Below are 17,682 nucleotides of genomic sequence, written 5' to 3'. Positions count from 1 at the left end.
TGTTGCGAGCAAAGAAAGAGGCTAATGTTTTTTAGGTTTGAAAATGGAACACTTTCAAACTTTATGCCTCACATTCCTTGCAGAATAAATTGTAAGCTTCTTTTATTTGCCTGTATTTGGCGTTTGAAGCACGCATAGTATAATATTTGTTTTCAGTTTCCAGTATAATATCAAGAGTTTGTTCGTTGAATCCTCTTATCATACTCTTATTAACAAGTGCATCTCGTCTGCACCTGAATAGTATTGTACTATAAATCTTTTCCAATTCAGATAGGCTTATTTTACAGGGGTAGATTCCTCTTATGGTCTTTATCCATTGCATCTTTTTACCTGCAATGTTTTCAGATTCTATACTTATTATATCTTGTCCATTAATGAATGAGATTGTATCAGCATCAGATTTGATCCTTATGCATTTCTTCTGTTCCTGTAGTTCATCCGGTTGATTACGGTCAAGATAATCTTTAATATTATAAAGAGCCTCTTCTATCTGGATGATGGTTCTTGTTTTTTCTTCATCTACATCGCCTGTTGTGATAAGCTCTTCCGGAAAAAGGCCGGGTCTGAAAAATAAGTTCTGATCAATTTTGGAATATGCACATAATAGGATCGGAAGATTTATATATTGTCTTTTTATATCTGAATAAATCTCTATATCACTTTCGTCCTGCATATGGAAGCAACAAAAATCAACCCTGTAATCTATTGATTCAAGGTTATCTTTTACGCTTCTTAGACTATCACATACTTCAAGCTTATATGTAGAATTATATCTGAATCTTATATATGGTAAAGCTATCTTTTCTAAAAAATTTATTAGCCTTTTATCACGATCGTACAGAAGAAATTTTTTACCCCTCATAACTTTCCCCCTAAAGTTACATATTCCTGTTTTACTGTTTTAATCATGATTTTGAATAATAATATGATGAATAAGGTAGGGCCAAGATGTATATATCTTTTGTCATATTGGTGTATTCAAAAACACTTAAAGAGCACAATATACGTTTTAAATACTTACTATTAGCCTTATGCTACCTGATAATTTGCGAATAAATTTAGAAAAACCAGATGATAGAAATGAAAATTATGACAGATAGAACTTTATGAATGTGTATATAAAAGTATTGCTAAATGTTCGGGAGGGGATTCGAACCCCCGACCTTCCGCTTAGGAGGCGGACGCTCTATCCAGCTGAGCTACCCAAACGTAGGAGTGCCTTCATTTGTAAAAGGCACTTTATCAATTTAACACAATAATAGAATTTTTTCAATCTATTATTTTTTTTCTGGGAAAATAATATGCCCCTGTAACCATATGTTGCCTTTAAATCTTCGACCTACAGCAGGTTCTCCCAAAAGATCTTTCCTGTTTATAGCTATGTCTATGTCGATGTCAGAACATTTTACAGACAGTATGTAAACAGGTTCTTTGGTATAGGTGTTTATAGTAAGCCTGTAATCAGTTATCTCACCCATCATTGAATACTGATCACATTCTACGCCGTAAGGCATAAAATAGTTGTCAACAAGGGTGTATACATCCTCTTTGAGGATTTTATCGGAGATAGTTGTATAGATGTTCATATCATCCAGAGTCAGCGATTCAATCGCATTCTCATCTCCATTTCTTGCCGAGCTTACAAGTTTTGTTCTTGCTTGTCTTTTCTTTTTGAGCAGTCTTTTCTGATTAGGAGTCTTGGCAATAGGGAGCATTATAGTTCCCTGTGTAGACAGTGCAGAAAGTGCTACGGATGTTCCGGTTGTTTTCTTCTGTCCGTTTTCAGATATCTTAAGATAATCCATCATATTCTGAAGATAGAATATCATAGTGATACCAACTCTTGGATCATCGCATACTCCTGCATAAGAATCTGTAGCAGCATGCTGTTCGACTGTTATGTCTTCTGACGATGAGATGCCTTCACTTTTTATATAAGGATAATAGTATTCATATATAAAGTGATTTCCACTCTTAAATTGGCCATAAACGACCACTCCCAGTCCCGGCGCGAATTCTTTGGTGAACTGTGCAAACACTTCGTCATCTTCATTTTTTATATATTCTCGCTCGTCTGCATGCTGGACGCAGTATTCCAGTAGCTTTTCGAGCGCGCCTCGGCCCTGCAAACCTGCAAGGCCGACAGCTCTCATAAATTTATGCATTATTTCTCCGGAATAAGTACTTCTTTTCCGCCCATGTATGGTCTTAAAGCTACAGGGATCTTAACTGATCCGTCAGCCTGAAGGTTGTTCTCAAGGAATGCGATAAGCATTCTAGGCGGAGCTACTACTGTGTTGTTAAGTGTATGTGCAAAATAGTTTCCATCTTTGCCCTTGATTCTGATCTTAAGACGTCTAGCCTGTGCATCTCCAAGGTTAGAGCAGCTACCAACTTCGAAGTATTTCTTCTGACGTGGTGACCATGCTTCTACATCGCAGCTCTTAACTTTAAGATCTGCAAGATCTCCTGAACAGCATTCAAGTGTTCTTACAGGAATATCAAGTGAACGGAAGAGATCTACTGTGTTCTGCCAGAGCTTGTTATACCAGGTCCATGCATCTTCAGGTTTGCAGACTACGATCATCTCCTGCTTCTCGAACTGATGGATTCTGTATACACCTCTTTCCTCAATACCATGAGCGCCTTTTTCCTTACGGAAGCAAGGTGAATAAGAAGTAAGTGTATATGGCATCTCATCTTCAGGAAGAAGTTGATCGATGAACTTACCGATCATTGAGTGCTCAGATGTTCCGATGAGGTATAAATCTTCACCCTCGATCTTGTACATCATGGCATCCATTTCAGGGAAGCTCATAACGCCTGATACAACATTGCCGTGGATCATGTATGGAGGTATTACATATGTGAATCCTCTGTCGATCATGAAGTCTCTTGCATATGCAAGAACAGCTGAGTGAAGTCTTGCGATATCACCCATGAGATAATAGAAACCATTACCTGCTACTCTTCTGGCAGCGTCGAGATCGATTCCGTTGAATCTCTCCATTATATCTGTGTGATATGGAACTTCGAAATCCGGAACAACAGGCTCACCAAATCTCTCTATCTCTACGTTACATGAATCATCTTTACCGATCGGAACTGAAGGATCGATGATGTTAGGAATCTGGTACATGATATTAAGGATTTCTTCATCTACCTGCTTCTGCTTTTCTTCAAGCTGGGAAAGTCTCTCGGCATTCTTGGTAACCTGCTCCTTAACTTTTTCAGCTTCCTCTTTTTTGCCTTCCTTCATAAGAGCACCAATCTGCTTGGAGATTGTATTTCTGCTGGCTCTAAGGTCATCAGATTCCTGCTTGATAGCGCGGCTTTCCTTATCAAGTTCAATAACTTTATCAACAAGTTCTATTTTCTGGTCCTGGAATTTCTTTTTGATGTTTTCCTTTACTACATCTGGGTTTTCTCTTAAAAATTTGATATCGATCATGACTGTCTCCGTTTCATTATAAATAATAAAATTACAAATCCGTTTAAAAATATGTTATCTGCTCATAACAGCGTTTTCAAGGGCTTTTCTTTCTTCTATACCAAGTTCTATGTCACTTCTTCCATTCTTTATGACCTTGGTATATGAATAACAGCCTTCGTTGCCATGCACTGAGTTTATTATATATCCATTATCTTCTTCGTCAAGAAGTGCAAGCGCATAAGACAGCTGCCCACCCATCTGATTGAGGGCGTCATATTTGACGATGCCTACTTTCTGGAAGCAGTGTCTCATTCTCTTGTTAAGATCGATTATGTCATTTTTGTTCTTGTCAGATGCTGCTTTCATATACTGATTGTCTTCAAATAGCTCTACAATCTGATCTTCTAAGCTTTCTGCATCTCTTCCTGACATGAACTTTGAGATCCTTCTCTTTAAGACTGATACTTCACGACCTTGTCTAATAGTGCATATAAGTAAGATCAGTACTAATAAAAGAAGAACTGCTATAGCTATTACATATATTCCGGGATCTATATTTGAAAGTCCCATATAATTTAATATATTACTGTTCATTTGCTTTTCCTTCTTTTGGTATTATAGGTCATACAATGTTTTATATAAGAAGCATACGTGTTATCTTTTCAAGATCGTCGTTGTTATAAAACTCAATCTCTATCTTACCACCGCCATTATTTCCCTTTGGTGTTATTGCAACCTTGGTTCCGGTCTTTTCTTTGCACCTCTTTTCAAGATCTCTGTAGATATTCTCAAGGTTCTTGTCTATAACTACAGGTTGTTTTGGCGCCGGTTTTTCTTTGCCAAGATCTTTGACAAGTTTTTCGGCCTGACGTACACTGAGCTTTTCGTCAAATATCTTCTCTGCAAGCTCGAGCTGGAGCTTTTTGTCTTCTACTGATATAAGAGCTCTTGCATGTCCGCTGGTGAGTTTACCATCTATTATCATCTGCTGGACTTCATCTGAAAGTTTTAGAAGTCTCATAGAGTTTGTGATCGCAACTCTGGATTTGGAGACTCTTTCTGCTACTTCATCCTGCTTGAGATTGAATTCTGTGATGAGTCTGTGGAATGCCTTAGCTTCTTCAATTGGATTAAGGTTTTCTCTCTGGATATTCTCAATCAGCTGTATCTCTACAATCTGCTGATCTGTAAGGTCATTCCTGATTACTACAGGAACTTCCTTGATACCTGCTGCTCTGGCTGCACGCCAACGTCTTTCACCTGCAATTATCTCAAAATGATCATCCCTATTTCTTACAAGCAATGGTTCAAGGATTCCGACCTGTTTTATTGATTCTGCAAGTTCCTGAAGAGCATCCTCATCGAACTGTTTTCTTGGCTGGTCGTGATTGGGCTCAACTTTTGTGATCTTGATCAGTTTTTTTGATTCATCGCTTTCTAATGCTTTTTCTTCTTTGACAAGTACAGTAGCTTTCTTTACTTCTTTTTTGGATTCTCCTGCCGGTATCAGACTGTCCAGACCTCTTCCAAGTCCTCGCTTTGTTTTAACTGCCATGTTTTCCTCCGTTCCTATCCTTTACCCTTGTTTAGCCTTCATTAGCAATTACTTCTTCTGCTAGTAATTTATAAGCTTCTGCTCCTGCAGATTTTGGTTCATATAAATTAATTGGAAGTCCGTAGCTTGGAGCTTCTGCAAGTCTTATATTTCTTGGTATTATTGTCTTGAATACATTTTCATCAATGTGATCCTTGACATTTTCTACTACCTGTAATGAAAGGTTTGTTCTGGCATCGAACATAGTGAATACAACGCCTTCCATTTCAAGCCTTGGATTAAGTCTTTCTTTTACAAGGTTGACTGTATGTACTAGCTGGCTCAGTCCTTCGAGTGCATAATATTCACACTGTATAGGCACCAGAACTTTATCAGCTGTTGTCATCGCATTAACAGTCAGCATGCTAAGTGATGGTGGACAGTCGATGATTATGAAGTCATAATTATCTTTGACCTTGTCTATCTCGTTTTTGAGGATATATTCCTTCTTATCTATGTCTATAAGCTCAATCTCTGCTGCTGACAGATTGATGTTAGAAGGTATTATGTCGATTCCCGGAAGATCCTCTACTATATCGTGTCTGATACATTCTGTTACAGAACATTCTCCTATCATAAGATGATAGATAGTTCTGTCTATTTCATTTTTGTCTAAACCGAATCCGCTTGTTGTATTGCCCTGGGGGTCTGCATCGATTACGAGAATTTTCTTGTTTTCTTCAGCAAGAGCTGCTGATAGATTGATAGAAGTTGTTGTTTTACCAACTCCTCCCTTTTGGTTCGCTACCGCTATGATTCTTCCCATATATCTCCCATTTCTGCGCCGATATTATGATTATGATTCCAAAATTCACGTATTATTTTGAGAATATTCCAATTTAAAACATGTTCCTGAATGAATCGAGAGTATTACTTACAATATTAGATTCCTGTTTTATTTTGGATTCCACTCTCACACTTGAATCAGCGGCGGATACGTCACTGATTCATTGAAAAACGTCATTTAACGTCAAAAAACAATCGCAAACGGCGCCTGCGATCATTTTGTTTGGATATGGTTTATGTCCTCTTTAAAACAAACATTACCAGTATCTTTGGTATTTACACTTTGTCTGAGTATAAAAGGTTGATCATTTAATGAATCAGTGGTCTTTTCATATACTCAGATTTTTTATGGGTGTTATTTGGAATTTTTAGATTCCAATTTTTTCTTAATGACTTTGTTGTCATTTTTTGAGTTTTACACCCATTTTCTGCTGCTTTTACCTTGTTTCACGTTGTAATTAAACGTTATTTAACTATGTTTCACGGAAGATTATACTAAATATTGATTATTTTGTTTCACGTGAAACAAAGTTTTGTGCTTTTTTGGAATAACACAACTGTATTTTGGAATGTTTCACGTGAAACAAAGGTATAAATTTTTGCTTCACGTGTTTAACACTTATTTATTATAGTGGTTGTTTTGAAGGTAGTCCAGCTTTTCGGGGGTATAATTTTGGAGTTGTTTTTGATTTGTTAATTATTACAATAGATCTTTCTATATCAGAACTAGGTAAGAATGTATTATTGACAGAGCTTATAGTACCGCCAAGAGTTTTTATGGCTTTTTTAGACAACTCTATTTCTTCATTAATTTTGTTACTTTTATATGCAACAAAATGACCACCTACTTTTACATAAGGAAGTATATATTCAGAAAGAGTTGACATATTAGCAACTGCTCTTGCTGTTCCGATATCAAATTTTTCACGTAGAACACCGTTTTTGGAATTAGAATAATCTTCTGCTCTTCCATGAACTGTTTCTATAGATCCGCCATCTTCATTAAGTCCAAGTTCATTAATAACTTCATTGAGGAAGTTAAGTCTCTTATTGAGTGAGTCAAGAAGGGTAACTTTAAGATGAGGGAATGCTATCTTAAGAGGTATACCTGGGAATCCGGCACCTGTTCCAACATCTATTAAAGACAGTTCTTTCTTATTAAAATCAAAATATGGTACTGCCATAAGTGAATCAACAAAATGAAGTTGACATACATCATTGAATTCAGTAATAGCAGTCAGGTTCATTACTTCATTCCACTTAACAAGCAGATTATAATACTTGTCAAATTGTTCTATCTGATGATCAGATAATTCAATATTTATAGATTTAAGATCACTGATCATCTTACTATAATCGTTCATAGTTAACCTCATATTTTAAAAATGCCTTGCATTTACTTCTTATATACAGAATCAATATATACAAGTAGAACTGATACATCGGCTGGATTAACTCCGCTTATCCTACTGGCCTGTCCTATATTGATCGGCTTGAACTTCTTGAGTTTCTGTCTTGCTTCTATTCTAAGACTTGATACCTTATCATAATCAATATCAGCAGGAATGAGTTTTTTTTCAAGTTTCTTAAAGGCAGCAATCTGCGATTCCTGTCTTGTGATATATCCTTCATATCTTATATTGATCTCAACCTGCTCTGTAACATCTTTGGTAAGCTGAGGTCTTTCAGGATCAATTTCACATAAAACATCATATGAAAGTTCTGGTCTGCAGATAAGTTCTGCAAGAGTACATGCTGTCTTTAGTGTTGATGAACCATGCTCTGTCATAAACTTCTGTATATTGGCAGAGGCTCCTACTCTTGTATTTTTAAGTCTTTGTATTTCACTTTCTATCTGCTTTTCCTTAAGAAGGAGATAATCATACTGCTCCTTGGTTATAAGACCTGCTTCATAACCCTTTTTTCTAAGACGAAGATCTGCATTGTCCTGTCTTAGGAACAGTCTGTACTCGGCACGTGATGTCATCATCCTGTAGGGTTCAAGATTGTCCTTGGTAACAAGATCATCCACAAGTACTCCTATATATCCTTCGCTTCTATCGATAGTTATATATGGCTTACCTGTTAGCTGTCTAGCTACATTGATACCTGCATAAAGGCCCTGGGCAGCGGCTTCTTCATAACCGGAGCTTCCATTGAACTGACCGGCGCTAAAACATCCTCTAATAGTTCTGATCTCAAGTACAGGAGAAAGCTGACCGGATGCAAGGCAGTCATATTCTATTGCATATGCATTCTTTACAATCTTACAATTCTCAAGACCAGGAACAGATCTGTACATCTGAAGCTGTACATCTTCAGGCATAGAAGAAGACATACCATCAACATATACTTCATTAGTGAAGGTTCCTTCCGGCTCTATAAATACCTGATGTCTGTCATGATCAGGGAACTTTACGACTTTATCTTCGATAGAAGGACAATATCTGGGTCCTATTCCTTCTATAACACCTGAATACATAGGAGATCTTCCAATATTCTCACGGATGATCCTGTGTGTTTCTTCATTAGTATATGTAAGCCAGCATGAAACCTGAGGCTTCTGCACATCTTTAGGATCTGTTGAGAAGGAAAAAGGAACTACAGGATCATCACCAAACTGTTCTGTCATTTTGGAATAGTCAATGGAATTACCGTCCATTCTGGCAGGTGTTCCGGTTTTAAATCTTCTAAGTTCAATTCCGGCATTTATTAATGAAGCAGACAGATTGTTGGATGGTTGCATTCCATTTGGTCCTGTATAAGTAATGCTCTCACCACACAAGCATCTTGCTTTTAGATATGTTCCGGTACAAAGAATAACAGCTTTACAGTTATATATACCACCTGTTGCAATCTTAACACCTGTGATCCTATATTTATATCCTTCATGAGAAAGATTGGTTCCAAATTCATCCGTAGTATCTGAAGTGACTTCTTCAGTAATAAGTTCTACTACTTCAGTCTGTTTGATAGTAAGATGCTCCTGAGCCTCAAGCTTTTTCTTCATAAGAAGAGAATACTGAAGTTTGTCAGCCTGAGCACGTAGAGAATGTACGGCTGGTCCTTTGGATACATTGAGCATCTTGGACTGAAGGAAGGTTTTATCTATATTTTTGCCCATCTCACCGCCGAGTGCATCTATCTCTCTAACAAGATGTCCCTTGGATGATCCACCTATGTGTGGATTACAGGGCATAAAAGCAATATTGTCGGCACTAACAGTAAATACAACTGTTTCAAGCCCAAGACGTGCACAGGCAAGAGCTGCCTCACATCCGGCATGTCCGGCACCTATTACACATACATCAACATTATCAAAGTTAGAATTAATCATGTTCATACCTATAATATATTAAAATTCAAACTTCCCAACTTTTTTGAAAAGTTTATATAATATTAGTTAAATTATTTTAATTATATTGATTATATATAAATAATCATATGAGGCAGGTTTTTAAAATCCCGATGCCTCTTAAGTCATTATATGAAGTAGATGTCAAAAGCCCCTTTGTTCTTACAACATTATATGTAGTAAGTGTTAAAAGATTATTTACCCTTAAGTTATCATATGAAATGAGTGCCAAAAGTTCATTTGCCACTTATGTCTTCATAAATACATTATTTACCCATACAGAATTTGGAGAATATCTCTTCTACAAGGTCATCTCCTACTTCTTCACCTATTATGAGTCCAAGGCTTTCATATGCATCATGAAGATCTATGGTGTAGAAATCTTCACTAAGTCCCTGCTCTACAGAGTTTTTTACAAGGCATAGAGATCTGTAGGCTTTTTCAAGGAGATTCTTGTGACGAAGGTTCGTTACATAGATCTCATCTTCAGGGACAAGCTTACCATTGAAGAAAAGGTCACTTATCGCATTTTTAAGTTCATCAATTCCATTTCCAAGTATCATTGATGTGGTGATGACAGGGACATCAGATGATACACCTACAGTTTCTAAAAGCTTAGAGATATTATCTTTGGTTATTATGATCTCATCCTCTTTATCAGTCTTATTAAGAAGGACTATTATCTTTTTATCTTTGACAGAAGTAAGGATCTCTATATCTTCATCATTGATCTGTGAAGTAGAATCGATCATATATAAGATAAGCTCAGCTTCCCTTGCATATTTTCTTGCTTTTTCAACACCGATTGCTTCGATCTTATCAGCAGAATCTCTGATGCCGGCTGTGTCAATTACATGAAGGAGTATATTGCCAAGCTTAACATCATGCTCTATTACATCTCTTGTGGTTCCGGCGATATCAGTAACTATTGCAGTCTCCTCTCCTGTCAGGACATTAAGAAGAGATGATTTGCCGCTATTGGGCTTACCGATTATAACTGTGCTAAGCCCGGTAGCTCTAACTCGGCCTTCATCGGCGCTTTTTATAAGCTTATCGCAATTTCGTATAATTTTGTCGCATATTGGCATGATCCGATCTTTATATCCTGTAAGATCATAATTCTCCGGATCATCCAGGGCAGATTCTATATAAGCCATCTCGTATATTATCTTGGAACGCATATCTTCGATAATATTACGCATGTCTCCTCTAAGCTGCTTCTCAGAATTGTTAAGAGCAAATTCTGACTTGGCTTCTATTATATCCATTACAGCTTCTGCTCTTGTAAGGTCTATACGTCCATTTAGAAAAGCTCTTTTTGTAAACTCTCCGGGTTCTGCAAGTCTGCATATGTTCTCATCAGATATAAGTTCATGGAGGATCTTCTGCATTACCATAGTTCCGCCATGAGTATTAACTTCAACCACATCTTCTTTGGTATAAGAATGTGGTGCTCTCATAACTGATACCATAACTTCATCTATAAGATCACCCTTAGTATCACAAAAATATCCAAAACGTATAGTACCGCTTTGGTGCGACTGTAAGTCAAATTCATGTTTTGCATTTTGATAAAAATGTGATACAGCTTCTATAGCTTTAATACCACTAACTCTTATTATGCCAATTCCGGCATCACTGGCAGCGGTGGCTATAGCAGCAATGGTATCGTCATTTGAATGAATCATATGTACCTCTAAATCAATATCTACTGATTCTTGAATAAAAAACAAAAATGTATCAAATAGACTAATTAAAAACCACAAAATACACCCCACTTATAAAAGCGGGGTGTATCAAAAAGTCTGAGTTATCTTCTATTTCATATCTATAGAAGAAACGCAACAATCCGGTCGTCATAAGGTATTAAAAGAAACCTTAATCCTGCCTTTATTATTTCTTAAGTGTAACAACAACCCTGCGATATGGCTCCTCGCCTTCTGAATGTGTTGTAACATAACGGTCATTCTGAAGAGCGGAGTGTATGATTCTTCTTTCGTAAGGGTTCATAGGCTCAAGAGATACGTTTCTTCTGGTCTTTCTAACCTTATAAGCGATATTCTTGGCAAGGTTTTCAAGTGTAGCCTTGCGACGCTGACGATAATTCTCAGTGTCAACCTTTACATGAATGTACTCTTCCTGATCACGATTTATAACAAGTGATACAAGGTACTGAAGAGAATCAAGTGTCTGACCTCTCTTGCCGATAAGTACGCCCATGTCAGCACCCTTAAGGTCAATATTAAGAACTGTATTTACTTTGTCAAAAGAAATACCAAGTTCAACAGGCATATCCATTGCCTTGAATACGTCTTCAAGAAATACTTTTGCAGAATTTACAATAGCATCCTCGTCAAAAAAGACTACTTTTTTGGCTGTATCTTTAGCTTCATCTGCAACATCAACAGAATCTGAAGCATTGGCTACTGGAGCATCAGAGCTTTTTTCTTCCTTGACATCAATATCATCAAAAGAGATTTCGGCTTTAATCTCCTGTTCCTTAATACGAGCTTTGATAATAGCAGGCTTTATTCCCATTCCGAGGAAACCTGTAGATCCTTCGCTGACAACCTGATAATCGAGTCTGTCAGATGTAACTGATAACTGCGCACAAGCTTCTGTTATAGCTTCGGAAACTGTCTTGGCAGCATATTCTTTATATTCACTCATCTTTAGTCTCCTAGTTTACAATTCTCAATTAGTGAGTTCTGTCGTATTCTTTGACCATATTGGCAGCATGTAAGAGCGAATCTTTACGTGCCTTACCAGAATCGTATAAAGCGGTAACCTGATCAAGTCTTTCAGAACGCTCAGTTTCAGAAACAGAACTTGTAGTAGCCTCCTGGGCAAGTGTAGAAAGGTTTCTGTTAGAGAAATTAGCATAGTTTGAAAGGCCTGGTGTAAGATCTTTTCTCTTCTCAAGTTTCTTCTGATACTTGGCCTGATTCTCTTCGATCATAGCATCGATATCGATCTTGTCGATACGGTGGTTGACGATGATAGCAAGGATCGTACGGATAACAGCAGCTGCAATCCAGTAGATACCCATACCTGCAGGAAGTGTAAAACAGATCCATGCAGAGAATATAGGCATTACTACGTTCATAGTCTTCATGGAATTCTGCATCTGGGCTGCAGGATCGTTAGGATCAAGCTTCTGACCTGTCTGAGTCATAGATGTTGTAAGCTTAACTGACAGATACTGTGTAAGGAAAGCAAGCACAGGAACTATGACAGCAAGGATGATCGCTACAATAACACCTGCAGAAAATCCTGCAGAATGGAACTTCTCAATAGCCTCAGAGAACATGTACTGTGGTGAGTTGGAAATTGTAAGTCCAAGGAAGCTGTTCATTGTCTCTACATTAGAAGAAGTTGTGTTTATTGTATTAACAAGATCTGTGTTGCCTGTAGAAGAAGCCCAATTTGAAAGATCTTGCCAGTTTGCTGTTGAGAACTTGTTAAGGAGCTGAGCATAATAATCGCTGGATGCTCCATTTTCAGCCATCTCTTTTACAATGGCTGCAGCACTTGTTGAACCTGATACAAGGCTTGTAACCTGCTCAGAAGCAGAATCGCCAAGCTCTACAAGAGCACTTCCAAGTTTTGAAAATACGTCATTAACAGCAGGAACATATTTCGGAATATTGTAAATAACACGATACAGAGGAAGAAGGATAACCATCTGAAGAATCATCTGTACACAGCTACCTGACATTGATACGCCGTACTTGCCGTATACAGCCTGAATCTCCTGATTCATAGCCATCTGTGAATCTGTATCTTTCTTATTTTTGTACTTGTCCTGAATAGCTTTGATCTCAGGCTGCATCTTGGCCTGAAGCTTACTGAACTTCTGCTGTCTGTAAGTAAGAGGCAGCATAGCTACATAAATAATAAGTGTAAAAAGAATAATGGCAATACCGATATTGCCGACAGCAACGCTACCGTCGCTATTAGTAAATAACCCTGCAATTCCGGCCAGAACGATATAAATAACGTTCATGATATAACCGAGAATTACCGCAATCCATTCGAACATTTAAGCAGTCCTCCGCTTACCTTCCCCCTCAGGGAACCGGGTCATATCCGCCGCTTGAAAAAGGATTGCACCTTAATATCCTCCAAAGTGCAAGTAATCCACCTTTAAAAGCGCCGTATTTGGTAACCGCTTCAAGAGCATATTCTGAACATGTCGGTATATAAGGACATTTAGTGCTCTTAAAAGGCGATATGTATTTCCGGTAAAACCTGATAAGAAAAATAAATAGTTTTTTCATGTGCACCTCCCATAAGTCAAGGAATGTCACATATTTTCATAGTTACATGCAGTAAATACTACAATAAGTAGCATAATCCGAAAAGTAATATCTTCATATAAGAAGTAAACATAACATAATAACCACAATTATAGAAATAATGATAAATAAACAATAATCATATATCTGTGTGGTGAACGGTATTACGTTCAGAAGTTTAAAACTTCTCCATGTTCGCTTCTTTATATAAAAACACCTGCAACTACTTTCAGATCTGCTCATTATTTTGCATTAAATGAGCTTTTGCCATGAGCTTAAGGAATGAATCCTCCAGTGTGTGATAATCAGCATCTTTACTTGCTGATCTGGCAACGACTACGATGTTTAAACCACTATTAAACATCTGTTCATGTAGCCTCACGATCTCACGGATAAGTCTTGCAAAATGATGTCTTACAACACTATTTCCGATCTTTTTAGAGCAGGAGATACCAAGATAGCTATCTTCTGTCTGATTCTTCCACACATATACGACCAGATACCTATCTGCAATGGATCTTCCATTGTTATATACATTTTTGAATTCGTATGATTTTCTAAGTGATTTCATGTAATTAAAAAATAAGGCTACATTTATATTAAATGCAGCCTTTAAGTCAAGTATCCTTAAGCGGATAATCTCTTTCTACCTTTAAGTCTTCTGGCAGCCAGCACTTTTCTTCCACCTGGAGTACTCATTCTAGCTCTGAAACCATGTACTCTCTTGCGCTGAAGCTTATGCGGCTGAAATGTCATCTTTGCCATGTCTTATAACACCTCCTTTACCAAAATAATACACGTCCAAGATCCGATAATGATAAGGTCTTGGATCTGGAAATAAAATCTGTTTCCCTGACAGGAAAACAGATTCGATAGGTCTGTAATAATTCCTGTGTGGAAAAAATCGTTCTAATTATATATAAAATCATCTTTTTAGTCAAGTATGATTATACGCAAAAATGTCCGTATATTACGGATTTAAAAAATTTGAAAAAAGTTATCCACAAAATAATTATCAATATCTTGTATATAAATTAATTATCCACAGCTAAATATGGATTATGTGGATAACTTGTGTTTTATTTGTTTTTTATCATAAAAATCCACAAATTGTGGAAAAAATGTGGATAAAGTACTTTTTTCAGATGGTAAAAAGTGGTGATGAGTGATTTTATCCACCTTTTTATAGTTGATTTTGTTCTTAACACGGTCAGTGTATAACTTTATAATAAATTTTTTTTATCAAAATTTAAAAAAGTTATCCACAATCGTGCAAAATTGATGTTTAGGTTTTTTTACGATAAAATTAATTTATTCTACTATTATTAATGGGGGAATCTATGTTATCCGACGAAATCACATCTATCTTAAATGACAGCTGGGATCATATCAAAGATGCCGTTAGAGAAGAATCAGGCATAACAGACATATCTTATCATACCTGGATCGAGCCTTTATCTTTCTATGAATATAACGGCGGCGTTGTTTTTATTCTGATACCTTCTGATAATTCAATCGCCCACAATTACATAACTACGCATTATCAGAACTTCTTTAAGGTGGCTATCTCTGAGCTTATAGGAGAAGCTGTTGATGTTTCATTCGTCCTTCAAAAGGATGTAAATATTAATAATGAAAAGACATCAACTCCTTCTGCGGAAAAAGAGTCTGTATCCGAGAGCCAGAGCTATGAGAATTCAAATCTTAATCCCAAATACAGATTTGATACTTTTGTAGTCGGATCTAATAACAAGTTCGCTCATTCAGCATCTCTTGCAGTTGCTGAATCTCCGGGAGAAAGCTACAATCCTCTTTTCCTATACGGAGGTCCCGGACTTGGTAAGACTCACCTTATGCATTCCATAGGTCATTTTATCATGGAGCATAATTCATCTGCCAAGGTTCTATATGTAACATCAGAGGCTTTTACCAACGAGGTTATCGAATCAATCCGTTCTGGTAAGCAGGAATCAATGTCCAAGCTTCGTGAGAAATACCGCACGGTTGATGTACTTATGGTAGATGATGTTCAGTTTATCATAGGTAAAGAGTCTACGCAGGAGGAGTTCTTCCATACTTTTAATGAGCTCCATCAGGCCGGCAAACAGATAATCCTGTCATCTGACCGTCCTCCTAAGGAGATGGAGACTCTGGAAGAAAGGTTCAGATCCCGTTTTGAGATGGGCCTTATCGCTGATATCCAGGCACCTGACTACGAGACCAGAATGGCTATCCTTCGCAAGAATGCTGAGAATTTTGGCAATCATATAGATGATGAGATCCTTGAATATATAGCAACCAACATTAAAAGCAATATCAGAGAGCTTGAAGGTGCTTTTAATAAGATAATCGCATATTCGCGTCTTAATAATGTGGAGATCAATATTGATAATGTCAAAGAAGCTCTCAGAGATATCATATCTCCTGAAGAGAACAAGATCATAACTCCGCAGCTTATCGTCAATACTGTATGCGAGCAGTACGGCATAAGGATAGATGATGTGGTATCAAGAAAGCGTAACTCTGAGATAGTCCTTCCAAGACAGATTATTATGTATCTGTGCAGGGAGATGACTGATATCTCTTTGGAAGAGATCGGAAGGATCCTTGGCAAAAAAGACCATACTACAGTCATGTCAGGTATAAGCCGTATAAAAGGAAAGCTATCCACAGATGAGGATCTTGTTAAAAATGTGGATATAATCAAAAAGAAACTTGGACCCACATCATAAGATTAAAAAAATTATAGATTAATTGTGAAAAATATACGCTAAATTCACATTGATAAGTCTTATTATCAACAGTCTTTTCGTTGTAAAAAAGCAAGTAAAATTGTATAATAATAAAGGTTTTGCACTTATCAACATTCTATAATAATTAGAATATTATTTTATTCTTTTTCTTTTTTATCTGCACCGGAATTCATTCCAAAAGATTTTTTAGGTGGATAAAATTAATACCTACACATATAAACTTTTTATAGACAGAAAGGAAGTATCGGAGCTATGAAATTTGTATGCTCGAAATCAAATCTTGTTAGTGGACTTCAGATTGTTTCCAAGGCAGTGCCTGCAAAGACAACAATGTCTATTCTACAGTGTATATTAATTGACACTACAGAAGGAGTTATAAAGTTCATAGCTAATGATATGGAGCTTGGAATAGAGACTATAGTAGATGGCAATATCCTCGACAGAGGTTATATCGCTATTGATGCCAAGATCTTTTTTGACATCATAAGAAAGCTCCCTGACAATGATGTAACTATTGAATCACAGAACACAGAAGGCAATATTAAAGTTACTATAAGCTGTGAGAAGGCCAAGTTCACTATCCTTGGAAGAAGTGGTGATGACTTCTCATATCTTCCTGCAATTGAGAGAATAGACGGAATCCAGATCTCCCAGTACACACTTCGTAATATCATCCTTCAGACTATCTTCTCAATATCTGACAATGATACCAACAAGGTAATGGGCGGTGAGCTCTTTGAAGTAGACGGCAATATGCTCAAGATGGTATCTCTTGACGGACACAGAATCTCTATCAGAAGAGTTGAACTGGCAAGCAGCTATGGTTTTAAGAAAGTTATCGTACCTGGAAAAGCTCTTTCTGAAGTATCCAAGATCCTTACAGATTCTACAGAATCCATCGTAAGTATCTTCTTCACAGATAAGCATGTTCTGTTCGAGTTTGATAAGACTGTAGTTGTATCAAGACTTCTTGAGGGTGAATATTTCAATATCGATCAGATGCTCTCCTCTGATTATGAGACTAAGCTGACGATCAACAGAAGGGAATTCCTTGATTGTATAGATCGTGCTACTCTCCTTGTTAAGGAAGGTGATAAGAGACCTGTTATCATCTCAATTGAGGACGGATTCCTTGAGATGAAGATCAACTCTGCAGTAGGATCCATGGATGAAAAGGTTGATATCGAGAAGCAGGGTAAAGACCTTAAGATCGGTTTCAATCCAAAGTTCCTTATCGATGCTCTTCGTGCAATCGATGATGATAATGTGGATATATATCTGGTTAATCCTAAGGCTCCATGCTTTATCAAGGATGCAGATGCAAGCTACACATATCTGATCCTTCCGGTTAACTTTACAACGGTGGACTAAGGTACATAGAAATGCATCCATGCATTTCTATACATGTACTGACTACATCCTGTAGTCGGTACAAGGACATATACAGACTACATCCTATAGTC

Annotated in this window: 16 protein-coding genes and 1 tRNA gene; 2 read left to right on the top strand and 15 right to left on the bottom strand. The window is 37.1% G+C overall.

The genetic code is table 11. The features are described 5' to 3' along the window. Positions 1–61: 61 nt before the first annotated feature. The 15 genes from BMX21_RS16265 to rpmH all read right to left on the bottom strand — a co-directional run bounded on the left by BMX21_RS16265 (position 62) and on the right by rpmH (position 14,231). A complete protein-coding gene (locus BMX21_RS16265) occupies positions 62–862 on the bottom strand; it encodes a LytTR family DNA-binding domain-containing protein (protein WP_092045947.1) in 801 nt (266 codons plus the stop codon). Between the two features lie 273 nt (positions 863–1,135). Continuing rightward, a tRNA-Arg gene (locus BMX21_RS16260) sits at positions 1,136–1,209 on the bottom strand. 68 nt (positions 1,210–1,277) lie between these two features. Beyond that, complete coding sequence (locus tag BMX21_RS16255; RefSeq protein WP_027204701.1) at positions 1,278–2,165, bottom strand: DUF3881 family protein; 888 nt, start codon at positions 2,163–2,165, stop codon at positions 1,278–1,280. After that, a complete protein-coding gene (gene serS / locus BMX21_RS16250) occupies positions 2,165–3,451 on the bottom strand; it encodes a serine--tRNA ligase (protein ID WP_092045945.1) in 1,287 nt (428 codons plus the stop codon). The genes BMX21_RS16255 and serS overlap by 1 nt, the downstream gene beginning before the upstream one ends. A 54-nt stretch (positions 3,452–3,505) precedes the next feature. Beyond that, positions 3,506–4,027, bottom strand: coding sequence for a DUF4446 family protein (locus BMX21_RS16245; protein WP_092045943.1), 522 nt, complete (start codon positions 4,025–4,027; stop codon positions 3,506–3,508). A gap of 40 nt (positions 4,028–4,067) precedes the next feature. After that, positions 4,068–4,988 (bottom strand): ParB/RepB/Spo0J family partition protein, encoded by a 921-nt coding sequence (locus BMX21_RS16240; protein ID WP_092045941.1) that lies wholly within the window; start codon positions 4,986–4,988, stop codon positions 4,068–4,070. Between the two features lie 31 nt (positions 4,989–5,019). Continuing rightward, positions 5,020–5,793 carry a ParA family protein gene (locus BMX21_RS16235; protein ID WP_022753307.1) on the bottom strand — a complete coding sequence of 258 codons (774 nt, stop codon included), beginning with the start codon at positions 5,791–5,793 and terminating at the stop codon, positions 5,020–5,022. A gap of 646 nt (positions 5,794–6,439) precedes the next feature. Next, positions 6,440–7,177 (bottom strand): 16S rRNA (guanine(527)-N(7))-methyltransferase RsmG, encoded by a 738-nt coding sequence (rsmG, locus tag BMX21_RS16230; protein ID WP_092045939.1) that lies wholly within the window; start codon positions 7,175–7,177, stop codon positions 6,440–6,442. A gap of 32 nt (positions 7,178–7,209) precedes the next feature. Continuing rightward, the gene (mnmG, locus tag BMX21_RS16225; RefSeq protein ID WP_330390257.1) at positions 7,210–9,150 is read right to left on the bottom strand and encodes a tRNA uridine-5-carboxymethylaminomethyl(34) synthesis enzyme MnmG; all 1,941 of its coding nucleotides are present in this window, start codon (positions 9,148–9,150) and stop codon (positions 7,210–7,212) included. Between the two features lie 284 nt (positions 9,151–9,434). Next, on the bottom strand, positions 9,435–10,856 hold the full coding sequence (mnmE, locus tag BMX21_RS16220; protein ID WP_092045935.1) for a tRNA uridine-5-carboxymethylaminomethyl(34) synthesis GTPase MnmE: 1,422 nt from the start codon (positions 10,854–10,856) through the stop codon (positions 9,435–9,437). A gap of 205 nt (positions 10,857–11,061) precedes the next feature. Next, complete coding sequence (jag, locus tag BMX21_RS16215; protein WP_092045932.1) at positions 11,062–11,838, bottom strand: RNA-binding cell elongation regulator Jag/EloR; 777 nt, start codon at positions 11,836–11,838, stop codon at positions 11,062–11,064. A 28-nt stretch (positions 11,839–11,866) separates the two neighbouring features. Next, positions 11,867–13,210, bottom strand: a complete 1,344-nt coding sequence (locus tag BMX21_RS16210; RefSeq protein ID WP_092045930.1) for a YidC/Oxa1 family membrane protein insertase — start codon at positions 13,208–13,210, stop codon at positions 11,867–11,869. A 28-nt stretch (positions 13,211–13,238) separates the two neighbouring features. Next, entirely contained in the window at positions 13,239–13,448 is a 210-nt protein-coding gene (yidD, locus tag BMX21_RS16205) for a membrane protein insertion efficiency factor YidD (protein ID WP_022753301.1), read from the bottom strand. A gap of 247 nt (positions 13,449–13,695) precedes the next feature. Further along, the gene (gene rnpA / locus BMX21_RS16200; protein WP_022753300.1) at positions 13,696–14,037 is read right to left on the bottom strand and encodes a ribonuclease P protein component; all 342 of its coding nucleotides are present in this window, start codon (positions 14,035–14,037) and stop codon (positions 13,696–13,698) included. 56 nt (positions 14,038–14,093) lie between these two features. Continuing rightward, entirely contained in the window at positions 14,094–14,231 is a 138-nt protein-coding gene (gene rpmH / locus BMX21_RS16195; protein ID WP_022753299.1) for a 50S ribosomal protein L34, read from the bottom strand. A 575-nt stretch (positions 14,232–14,806) separates the two neighbouring features. Here rpmH and dnaA point away from each other — a divergent pair. Continuing rightward, positions 14,807–16,198 (top strand): chromosomal replication initiator protein DnaA, encoded by a 1,392-nt coding sequence (dnaA, locus tag BMX21_RS16190; RefSeq protein WP_022756915.1) that lies wholly within the window; start codon positions 14,807–14,809, stop codon positions 16,196–16,198. 273 nt (positions 16,199–16,471) lie between these two features. Further along, positions 16,472–17,590, top strand: coding sequence for a DNA polymerase III subunit beta (dnaN, locus tag BMX21_RS16185; RefSeq protein ID WP_022753297.1), 1,119 nt, complete (start codon positions 16,472–16,474; stop codon positions 17,588–17,590). Positions 17,591–17,682 lie beyond the last annotated feature (92 nt).

Origin of the sequence: Butyrivibrio sp. TB (genome assembly GCF_900110805.1) — a bacterium.
GTDB lineage: Bacteria > Bacillota > Clostridia > Lachnospirales > Lachnospiraceae > Butyrivibrio > Butyrivibrio fibrisolvens_C.
Note: the sequence above shows the minus strand (reverse complement) of the source record. Positions and strands in the feature narration are given on the sequence as shown.